The sequence below is a fragment of the Ruegeria sp. AN6 genome, assembly GCF_056540425.1.
The window spans coordinates 1-1,078 of sequence record NZ_JBQFWR010000042.1; the positions used below are offsets into that span (position 1 = coordinate 1).

Sequence of the window (1,078 nt, forward strand, 5' to 3'; positions counted from 1 at the left end):
ACGTCATCGTAGTATTTCTGCGCCTGGGCCAGGGAGCGGTGCAGTGACAGGCGCATGGCGGCCTGGATGGGCGCACCGTCCAGTGCGGCCTGGGTCAGAAACCCCGAGCGCAGCCCATGGGGTGAGGCGAAGCCCTCAGGTAGCCCGGCACGTTTCAGGCGATATTTGACGATCTGATAGATCGCATCTGGAGACAGACGGCGTTTCAGTACCCGGTCGGCCTTGGAGACGGGGCGGAAGAGGGGGCCATCGCTGATCTGTCCCACCTCGATCCAATGCACCAGCGCCTGAGCTGCGCGGGTCTTCAGTACCAAGCGCGGGGTCTCACCCTTGGCGGTGGTCTTGGTCTCCAGCAGCGAAAGCCAGACCAGACCTTCCTTATCGAACTCCTTCAGGCTGACATCCTCGCGCATCAACCCGGTGATCTCGGAGCGGCGGCGGCCACCCGAGGCCCAGCCCAACATCAGCAAAGCCCGATCCCGGCAATCGCGACGGCTGCCACGACAGGTGGCCAGCAGCTGCTCGAGAATGTCCCGTGTGATCGGATGCTGAGACTTCGGGGCAGGGGGCCGGGCAGCGGCGCGGCGGGCCTTGGCACGGGCTTGCTTGACCTGGGGCGCGTCGAAGGGCGAAGTCAGGTTCTTCATTCGGTGAAAGGCCAGCAAGGAGGCGATGCGCCGATCGAGCGTCGACGGGGCCGGGCAGGAGAGGGACTTGCGCAGCCCTTGCGCGATCATCGCTTCTGCGCTTTCGCGCGCTACATCCGTTTCTGGTGCGTCGTTCAGATCGCGGGCGTGATCGAGAATGAACGCCAGCGCGATGGGCTCACTTTCCGGCCAATCCAGCGCTGACCCGAAACGCGCTGTTTTCCACGCGGTCACATAGAGCAGGTCGCGCTCATAAGCCCGCAACGTATTGGCGGGCGTGCCGCGGACATAAAGATCGGTCAGGGCGTCCTGATCCGCCCGAGACAGGGCAGGGGAGGCAGCTGGGAGATAGGGCGCAGGGGGCTTCATGGGGTACATTCTGCACCGCTTCGCGGCAAATTTCAATCAATCATGATAAGGGATACTTATCA

At 63.5% G+C, this 1,078-nt stretch carries 1 protein-coding gene; it reads right to left on the reverse strand.

The window, feature by feature from the left end:
• On the reverse strand, positions 1 to 1,016 hold a 1,016-nt coding region (locus tag ACR0MQ_RS22925; RefSeq protein WP_480611275.1), incomplete at its 3' end, for a tyrosine-type recombinase/integrase.
• Between the last annotated feature and the right edge of the window lie 62 nt (positions 1,017 to 1,078).